The organism is Microbacterium sp. (assembly GCF_039812165.1).
Classification (GTDB): Bacteria; Actinomycetota; Actinomycetes; order Actinomycetales; family Microbacteriaceae; genus Microbacterium.
Map to the genome: position 1 here is coordinate 1 of NZ_JBDIAB010000115.1, position 9,680 is coordinate 9,680.

At 72.5% G+C, this 9,680-nt stretch carries 6 protein-coding genes; all 6 read right to left on the reverse strand.

Annotated elements, in window-relative coordinates:
* The coding region (locus WML84_RS09785; protein ID WP_347345957.1) for an ABC transporter permease at positions 1–746 on the reverse strand (746 nt) is incomplete at its 3' end.
* Position 747: 1 nt separating this feature from the next.
* Positions 748–1,827, reverse strand: a complete 1,080-nt coding sequence (locus WML84_RS09790; protein WP_347345958.1) for an ABC transporter permease — start codon at positions 1,825–1,827, stop codon at positions 748–750.
* A gap of 72 nt (positions 1,828–1,899) precedes the next feature.
* Entirely contained in the window at positions 1,900–3,537 is a 1,638-nt protein-coding gene (locus WML84_RS09795) for an ABC transporter substrate-binding protein (protein ID WP_347345959.1), read from the reverse strand.
* A 350-nt stretch (positions 3,538–3,887) separates the two neighbouring features.
* The gene (gene malQ / locus WML84_RS09800; RefSeq protein ID WP_347345960.1) at positions 3,888–6,113 is read right to left on the reverse strand and encodes a 4-alpha-glucanotransferase; all 2,226 of its coding nucleotides are present in this window, start codon (positions 6,111–6,113) and stop codon (positions 3,888–3,890) included.
* A 166-nt stretch (positions 6,114–6,279) separates the two neighbouring features.
* Complete coding sequence (locus WML84_RS09805; protein ID WP_347345961.1) at positions 6,280–7,707, reverse strand: CCA tRNA nucleotidyltransferase; 1,428 nt, start codon at positions 7,705–7,707, stop codon at positions 6,280–6,282.
* 160 nt (positions 7,708–7,867) lie between these two features.
* Positions 7,868–9,385, reverse strand: a complete 1,518-nt coding sequence (locus tag WML84_RS09810; protein ID WP_347345962.1) for a methyltransferase — start codon at positions 9,383–9,385, stop codon at positions 7,868–7,870.
* Positions 9,386–9,680 lie beyond the last annotated feature (295 nt).

Genomic DNA, 9,680 nt, shown 5'->3' on the forward strand with positions numbered 1-9,680 from the left:
GCGGTCGGCTCGATGCCGAAGCCGAGGAAGCCGAGCGCGGCGAGCGTGGAGATCGCCTCGGACGCGTTGAGGGTCACGATGAGCGGCAGGGTGCGGATGGCGTTGCGCAGCACGTGGCGGAACATGATGCGCGGCGTCGAGGCGCCGATGACCTTGGCCGACTCGACGAAGGCCTCGGCCTTGACGCGCACCACCTCGGCGCGCACGACCCGGAAGTACTGCGGGATGAAGACGACGGTGATCGCGACCGCCGCGGCCATGACCCCGGGCCACAGGCCGGACTGCCCGCCGCTGATGGCGATCGCGACGAGGATCGCGAGCAGCAGCGACGGGAAGGCGTAGATCGCGTCGGCGACGACCACCAGCATCCGGTCGACCCAGCCGCCGAGGTAGCCGGAGACGAGACCCAGCACGATGCCGACGACGACCGAGAGCAGCAGCGCCACCACGATCACGAGGAGCGCGGTCTGCGCGCCCCAGATGACGCGCGAGAGCACGTCGTACCCGCCGACGGTGGTGCCGAGCCAGTGCTCGGCGCTCGGCGGCTGCTGCGCGCCGAAGTTGCCGTCCGGGCCGCGCAGCTGGTTGAAGCGGTAGGGCGCGATGACGGGCGCGAGCACCGCGCAGAGCACGAAGACCGCGGCCATGACGAGGCCCGCGACGAGCATGCCGCGCTGCAGGCCCACGCTCTGACGGAGCTGGTGGACGACCGGCAGGCGATCCAGGATGCCGCGACGCGTGGCCATGTCAGAACCTCACCCTCGGGTCGATGAACGCCGCGATGATGTCGACGAGGAAGTTGGTGAGGGCGACGATGACCGCGATCATCGCCACGATCCCCTGCACGGCGACGTAGTCGCGCGCGGTGAGGTAGTGGACGAGCTGGAAGCCGAGACCCTTCCACTCGAACGTCGTCTCGGTCAGCACGGCCCCGCCGAGCATCATCGCGATCTGCATGCCGATGACCGTGACGATGGGGATGAGGGCGGGCTTGTAGGCGTGCCTGCGCACGAGCCGGTACTCCCCCACGCCGCGCGAGCGGGCGGCATCCACGTAGGGCATGTTGTAGGTGCCGATGACGTTCGTGCGGACCAGCCGCAGGAAGATGCCTGCGGTCAGGAGACCGAGCGTGAGCGCCGGCAGGATCGCGTGCAGCAGCACGTCCTGCACCGCGGCGCCGTTCCCCGACGCGATCGCGTCGACGATGTAGATGCCGGTGCCGCCGTCGCGCTTGAGCGCGATCTCGGTGCGCACGCTCGCGCGGCCGTTCACCGGCAGCCACCCGAGCCACACGCCGAACACGAGCTTGGCGACGAGGCCGGCGAAGAACACCGGCGTCGCGTAGAAGAGGATCGCGCTGACCCGCAGCACCGCGTCGGGCCAGCGGTCGCGGAGGGCCGCGGCGAGCATGCCGAGCGGGATGCCGACGACGAACGCGACGATCAGGGCGTAGAAGACGAGCTCCGCGGTCGCGGCGCCGTAGGTCAGCAGCAGCTCGACCACCGGCTGGTTGTCGGTGACCGACGTGCCGAAGTTCCCCGTGAACACCTGGCCGAGGTATTCGACGTACTGCACGAACACGGGGCGGTCGTAGCCCGCCTCGTGGATGCGCGCGGCGAGCTGATCGGCCGGCAGGCGTCCGCCGAGGGCCGCGGTGATGGGGTCGCCGGTGAGGCGGAGCAGGAAGAAGACGAGCGTGACGAGGATCAGCACCGTCGGGATCATCAGGACGAACCGCACCAGCAGGTAGCGGCCCAGCGAGCTGCCGCCGCCCTTCGCGCGCGGCACGGCGAGGGCGGGCGGTGGATCGGCGACGTCGATCGTCATGGGCGGGTCCTCCGCGGCATCCGGTCGCCGAGCGAGAGCCGTGCTCGCCCGGCGACCGGATGCCGTCCGGTGCTACTTCTTGGTGATCGGGGCGAAGCGGAGCTTGAACGACGCGTCGAGGATGACGCCGTCGACATCGGTTCCGGTCACCGCGACCTGCGCGCCCTGCAGCAGCGGCACGGTGGACAGCAGCTCGGCGACGCGCGCCTGGATGTCCTCGATCTCCTGCGTGCGCTTGTCGGGGTCGGTCTCCACGGCCTGCTGGAGGATGAGCTCCTCCGTCTGCGCGTCGCTGAAGTGGTTGCCCAGGAAGTTGTTCGTCAGGAAGAACGGGGTCAGGTAGTTGTCGGCGTCGGAGTAGTCCGGGAACCAGCCGAGCTGGTACGCCGGGTAGACGTCCGAGGTGCGGTCCTTCGAGTACTGCACCCACTCCGTCGACTTGAGGTCGACCTCGAACAGGCCGTCGGCCTCGAGCTGCGACTTCACGAGCGCGTACTCGTCGCCCGACGACGGGCCGTAGTGGTCGGGGCTGTACTGCAGGCTGAGCGTGACGGGGGTCGTGACGCCGGCGGCCTCGAGCGTGGCCTTGGCCTTCGCGGCATCCGGTCCGCCGTTCCCGTCGCCGTACAGGCCCTTGAGCACGTCGGTCGCGCCCGTGAAGCCCTCGGGCACGTACGAGTACAGCGGGGTGTAGGTGCCCTTGTAGACCTGCTCGGAGATCGCCTCGCGGTCGACGAGGTCGGCCACCGCCTGCCGCACCGCGAGCGCCTTCGCCGTGTCGGCCTCGGGCGTGGTCGCGCCGTACGGCTGCGTGTCGAAGTTGAACACGATGTAGCGGATCTCGCCGCCGGGGCCGTCGACGACCTTCACCTTGTCGTTGGTGCCGAGGTCCTCGACGTCGGTGGCCGAGAGACTGCGGGCCGCCACGTCGATGTCGCCCTCCTGCACGGCGAGCTTCATGTTCGACGACTCGGCGAAGTAGCTGAGGATCACCCCGCCGTTCTCGGGCGCCGCGAGCAGACCCTTGTACTCGGGGTTCGGCGTGAACTCGACGGCCTTGTTGAAGTCCCACGAGGTGATCGAGTACGGGCCGCCGAAGGCGTTGGCGTCGACGATGTCCTGGTCGGGGGTCACGGCGTCGGCCGAGAAGACCTCCTCGTCGACGATGGCGCCGGGGAAGCTCGTCAGGATGAACGGGAAGACCTGGTCGTTCGCGGTCTTGAGCGTGAACACGACGGTCTCGTCGTCGGGGGTCGAGACGCTGTCGAGGTTGTAGAGCAGGCTCGACGCGCCGTTCGGGTCGGCGATCTTGACGTTGCGGTCGAACGAGAACTTGACGTCCGACGAGGTGAGGTCGTTGCCGTTGGCCCACTTCAGCCCCTTGGGCAGCTTCACCGTGTACTCGGTGGGCGAGGTGAACTCGGCCGACTCGGCGAGGTCGGGCACGACCTCGGTGCTGTTGTAGTCGGTGTTGACCAGATAGGGGAAGACCTGCGTCTGGACGGCGAGCGAGCCGTTGTCGTACGAGCCGGCCGGGTCGAGGGTCGTGACCTTGTCGGTGGTGCCGACGACGATCTGGTCGCCGCCGCCGGAGGATCCTCCGTCGTTCGACGAGCCCCCGCCGGCGCAGCCGGCGAGCAGGATCACGGAGGCGCCGACCGCCCCGAGGGCGAGACCGGCGCGCCCGCGCGCGCTGTGGTGCAGTGACATGGGTGTTACCTCTGCTGTGAGATGGATGCCGGACCCGCCGGTGCGCGGATCCCCACCCGTCATCCTCACCCCGCCGCGCGGGCGCGCCGCACGATTCCGCCTTTTCGTGATGAGACTGCAACCCATGGGCCTCGGCACTCCGTCCCGCGAGTGCCGCTCTGGGCCCGCGCCCCCTCCCCCACCCCCCGCATCCGCCCCGCCGCTCCCACCCTCGCCCGCCGCTCCCACCTCGCCGAACCGCGAGAGTGCATCTGTGCACCGAGAATGCAGGCCGGGCACGCATTCTCGGTGCACAGATGCACTCTCGCGGTCTCGGGCGGGGAGCCGGCCGGGAGCGGCCCAGGCGCGGGTCAGCGGGTGGCGGCGGCGCGCAGCGCGTCGTCGACGGCGGTCGTGAGCGCGGCGAACCGCTCGTTCGCGACGAGATCCTCGACGAGCACGGGATGGCCGGCGGCGTCGGCGAGCGGCACCTGCCAGTTCGCGTACTCGCGATGCGTGCCGGGCTGGTTCTGCACGCGCCGCTCCCCCACCGCGTCGACGAGGGCGACGCCCAGGAGACGCGAGGGCGATGCCACGAGGTGCACGTACAGCGCCTCGACGATCTGCTGCTCGGTGGCGTCGGCGCCGATGAGCCCGCGCTCGCGCAGCACCGACAGCATCCCCTCGCGCTCGGTCGCGGCCTCGGCGAGCGCCTCGTCGACCGGCTGGGTGAGCAGGCCCAGCCGTGCGCGCAGGGCGACGTGCTCGTCCTGCAGATAGCCGGCCGTGGGCGGCAGGTCGTGCGTGTTCACGGTTGCGAGCACGGCCGCGCGGTAGTGCTCCGGCGGCTTCGGGCCGCCGTTCTCGGTCTCGAACCACAGCACCGACGTGCCGAGGATGCCGCGGCCCGACAGGTAGTCGCGCACCCACGGCTCGACGTTGCCGAGGTCCTCGCCGACGATGACGGCGCCGGCGCGGTGCGCCTCGAGCGCGAGCACGCCGATCATCGCCTCGTGGTCGTAGCGGACGTAGGTGCCCGCCTGCGGTCCGAGCGGGGCGGGGATCCACCACAGGCGGAAGAAGCCCATGATGTGGTCGATGCGCAGGGCGCCCGCGCCGCGCAGCATCGTGCGCACGAGGTCGCGCAGCGGCGCGTAGCCCGACTCGGCGAGCGCGGTCGGCAGCCACGGCGGCTGGCTCCAGTCCTGGCCCTGCTGGTTGTACATGTCGGGCGGGGCCCCCACCGAGACCCCCTGCGCATACATGGAGCGGAGCGACCAGGCATCCGACCCCTTCGGGTGCACGCCGACGGCGAGGTCGTGCATGACGCCGATGCGCATGCCCTCCTCGGTGGCGCGCCGCTGGGCGGCCGCGACCTGCTCGTCGGCGACCCACTGCAGCCAGGTGTGGAAGGCGACCCGGTCGGCGAGCTGCTCGCGCAGGCGCGCGACGAGCGGCGACGAGATGTCGGATGCCTCGTCCGGGAGCGGCTCGCCCGGGGCGAGCGTGGCGGCGAAGTGCTCCTCGAGAGCGCACCACAGCGCGAAGTCGAGGAGCGGCTGGCCCTGCGCCTCGATGTAGGCGTCGAGGCTGCGCTGGCGGGTCTTGAGACGGCGCACGCGGAAGACGAGCTCGAGCGCGACGAGCTTGGCGGTCCACGCGGCGTCGCGGTCGAGGCGGTCGGCGTCGAGATTCGCGTCGGCGACCGACGCGTGCGCGGCGACCAGGCGCGCGGCCTTGGTCTTCGGCAGCTTCGCGGCCTCGGGGATGTCTTCGGGGCGGATGTAGAGCGGCGCGAGAAAGCGACGCGTGGCCGGCAGGTAGGGCGAGGGCTCGATCGGCGGCACGACCTCGGCGGCGTGGATCGGGTTGACGAGCAGGAAGTCGGCGCCGCGGTCGGCGGCGACGGATGCCAGTTCGCCGAGGTCGGCGAAGTCTCCGATGCCCCACGAGGAATGCGATCGCACCGAGTAGAGCTGAGCCATGAGGCCCCAGGCCCGGCCACCGTTCCCCGGTCGGCTCGGGGTCGGCGGCAGCTGGTCGGGCGTCACGGCGAGCGCGCACTCGTCCACCGCGTCCGGCTCGTCGGCATCGTGCATGCGCTGTTCGGCATGGATCGTGTGCCAGCCGAGCGGCAGGTCGGCCGGGAGCGGGACGTGCAGACGCCAGCGCGCGACGCCGTCGACCTCGCGCGACTCGGGCTCCTGGTCGGGGATGGGCAGCTCTTGCGACGAGCCGTCCTCGAGTGTGAGGCTCAGGGACACGTCGTGCCCGTCCTCGACGTGCACGACGACGGCGCCGGTGCGCTCGCGGACGACGACCGAGGGCGGCAGGAGGCGGCGCCACGGACGGGCCTCGACCTCGGCGAGGGCGGCATCGATCGCGGCATCGGCCGGCGGCGCCGGAACGGCGGTCTCGGGACCCGTCTCGTCGGATGCCGGCAGGTCGACGCCCATCGCGCGCAGCACCGCGCACAGCGTGGAGGACGGCACGTGCACGTGCTCGCCGTAGAACGACCAGTACGTCGTCGCGATGCCGCAGGCCTCGGCCAGTGCGACGAGGGCGGGGGTGGGCGTGTCGTCACGCGTCTCAGTCACCCGTCAATCCTGCCGCACACCCGGCCCGGTTTCGTCGCGCCATCCGGGCCCTCGCCGCTCGCCGACGCTCCGGTGCGTGCCGGCCTCCCCGGTCCCCGCATCCGGCCGGCGCGCGCACGAACCCGTCGCACGACGCGCCTCGCACGACGCGCCTCGCACGCGAGCGTCAGGAGCGGTCGGCCCACCAGGCGCGCAGGCGCCGTTCCGCCTCCGCGTCGTCGAGCACGCCCTCGTCGAGCCGCACGTCGAGGAGGAAGCGGTACGCCTCGCCCACGACCGGACCCGGACGGATGCCGAGGATCTCCTGGATCCGGTTGCCGTCGAGGGCCGGGCGCATGGCGTCCAGCTCTTCCTGCGCCGCGAGCTCGTCGATGCGCCGCTCGATGTCGTCGTACGCCAGCCGCAGCCGTGTCGCCTTGCGGCGATTGCGGGTCGTGACGTCGGCGCGCGTGAGGATGTGCAGGCGTTCCAGCTCGTCGCCGGCATCGCGCACGTACCGGCGCACGGCCGAGTCGGTCCACGCCCCCTCGGCGTAGCCGAAGAAGCGGAGGTGCAGCTCGACGAGCCGGCAGACGGCATCCGTCGTCGCGGAGTCGAACCGCAGGGCCTGCAGCCGCTTGCGCGCGAGGCGCGCGCCCTTGACGTCGTGGTGGTGGAAGCTCACCCCGCCGCCCGGCTCCAGGCGGCGCGTGGCGGGCTTGCCGATGTCGTGCAGCAGCGCCGCGAGCCGGAGAGCGACGTCGGGCGCGTCACCGGGGTGGCGCGCGTGCTCGAGCTCGATCGCCTGGCGCAGCACGGTGAGCGAGTGCTCGTACACGTCCTTGTGGTGGTGGTGCTCGTCGACCTCGAGGCGCAGCGCCGGCACCTCCGGGAGGAACTCGGCCATGAGCCCCGTCTCGACGAGGATCCGGATGCCGCGATCCGGGGCATCCGTCTGCAGCAGCTTCACGAGCTCGCCCTGCACGCGCTCGGGGCTCACGATGCGGAGCGTCTCGCGCAGCTCGGTCATGGCGGCGAGGGTCGCCGCGTCGACGTCGAAGCCGAGCTGCGACGCGAACCGGGCGGCGCGGAGCATGCGCAGCGGGTCGTCGCCGAAGCTGACGTGCGGGTCGGCGGGCGTGCGCAGCGCGTGGGCGACGAGGTCCTCGACGCCGCCGGTGGGGTCGACGAGAGCGGGCCCCGGAACGCGCAGCGCCATCGCGTTGACCGTGAAGTCGCGGCGGGCGAGGTCGGCCTCGAGCGTGTCGCCGAACTCGACCGTGGGCTTGCGGGTCACGCCGTCGTAGCTGTCGGCGCGGTAGGTCGTGATCTCCACCTGCTCGCGCGCGACACGGGCCCCGATCGTGCCGAAGTCGCGCCCGATGTCCCAGTGCGCGCTTGCGTGCGGCTTCACGACCCGGAGGATGTCGTCGGGCCGGGCGTCGGTCGTGAAGTCGAGGTCGTGCGTGTCGCGGCCGAGCAGGGCGTCGCGGACCGGACCGCCCACGACGGCCAGCTCGAAGCCGGCGTCGGCGAAGGCGTCGGCGAGCGTGCGGACCACCGGCAGGTTCGCGAGCGCGCCGAGTCGGGCGAGGCCCTCGGCCATGTTGAGCATGGGTTCGAGCCTATCCGCGCGCCTCGACCCCACCCCACCGCGCGCTGGTGCTCGCCGACTCACTGTCTCGCGGTCGAGTCACTGGGCAGCAGCAGAGTGAGTGGGCGCGGGAGCATTGACTCGGCGAGCGAAGCGCGAGGCGCCGCGGCTCGCGAGAGGCTCAGGCGAACGCGAGGAAGCCCGTGAAGAGCAGCTCGCGCACGCGCGGCAGGACGTCGGCGCGGAGCGCGACGGCATCCACCTCGAGCAGGTCGGCGATCGCGTCGACGAGCGGACCTACGGCGAGATCGCCGTCGCACGCGCCGACGAGGGCGGCGAGCGCCGGGTCGACCTCGACGACGCGGCCGAAGCCGCCGCCCTGACGCAGCTCGATGACGCTCGGCGCCTCGGCGCCGGGCAGGTGGTGGCGCGCCTCGGTCACGTCCGCGGCGACGACGAGGACGGATGCCGCGAGCCGCTCGTCGTCGAGCTCCGCGAGGGTGTCGTGGGCCGCGAGCGCGGCGGCGAGGTGGATGCCGAGACCCTCCGGCACCGGCCGGGTGAGACGCTCGTAGCGCGCCAGGGTCGGCAGGCCGTGCGCGGGGCGGCGCAGCAGCACGTAGCCGAACCCGATCGCTGTCACGCCGCGCGCGGCGAAGTCGTCGAGCCACGCGCCGACCAGGTCCGCGTAGCCTGCGGTGCCGGGCGCGGTGCCGCCGTCGCGCACCCACAGCTCGGCGTACGCGAGCGGGTCGAGCACCTCGCGCTCGACGATCCACGCGTCCAGCGGCGCCGACGCGTCCGCCACCCAGCCGCGCACGCGGTCGAGGCCGTCCGCGTCGGCGCGGTACTCCCAGTTGCCGAGCAGCTGCGCGGTGCCGCCCGGAGCGAGCACGTCGCCGACGCCGTGCACGAACGCGGCGACGAGGTCGTCGCCGGCGAGACCGCCGTCACGGTACTCGTAGGCGGGCACGCCCGCCGCGCGCGGGGTGATCACGAACGGCGGGTTCGACACGACGCGGTCGAAGCGCTCGCCCGCGACCGGCTCGAACAGGCTCCCGTGCCGCGTCTCGATGCCGTCCAGGTCGTTGAGGAGCGCGTTCAGCCGAGTGTATTCCAGTGCGCGCATGGAGACGTCCGTGGCCACGACCTCGGGCGCAGCGAGCCGCGCGTGCAGGGCCTGGATGCCGCATCCCGTCCCCACGTCGAGCACGCGCGCGACCGGCCTCGCCAGCTGGAGCCCGGCGAGCGTGAGGGATGCGCCGCCCACGCCGAGCACATGCCCCACGGGCAATGGACCGCCCACGACCGCCTCGTCGGGGTCGGCGGCGATCCACCACTGCACCGATCCGGTCTCGGTCCCGGCCTCTTGCGGCCGGATCGTCGCGGTCGGGCGTACGGCGGTCTCCTCGAGCCCCGCGAGTCCCAGCGCGACCATTCCGGCGGCACGAGTGCGCGGCAGTGCGGCGTCCACCTCGGCGACCGGGGATGCCACGCCCAGGAAGAGCAGTCGCGCCAGGACCGCGAGCGCATCGGTGCGCGCTCCCAGCGCGGCGAGCGCCGGCCGCGCAAGGCCGTGCCCGATCGCGTCGTCGGCGAGCGGCCCCCACAGCTCCCGCACCGCGGCGGCCGTGTAGCCGGCGTCGAGGAGGTCGCCGCGCAGCGCGGCGCAGAGCGCGGGATCGGGGCGAGGCGTCACCCCGGGATCCTCCCACCCGGCGACCGCTCGCGCGGCATCCGTCCCCGTCCGACGGATCGCGCAGCGGTACGGACTGTGAACGGACGACGGAATCGAGCGAGCCCGGCTCGTCTCGGGGTGCGCTCAGGGGCCTCGCCCTAGAATCGCAGCTGATCGTGCGGTCATGGGATCGCAGAGGAGTCCAGCCCCGCCATGACCCTGACGTCCCCCTCTCCGGGCCCGCGCCCCGCGCGTCGGCGACGCGTCGCGGCGTGGCTCGCCGCCTGCGCGGCCGTGGCGGCGCTCGCGCTGACGC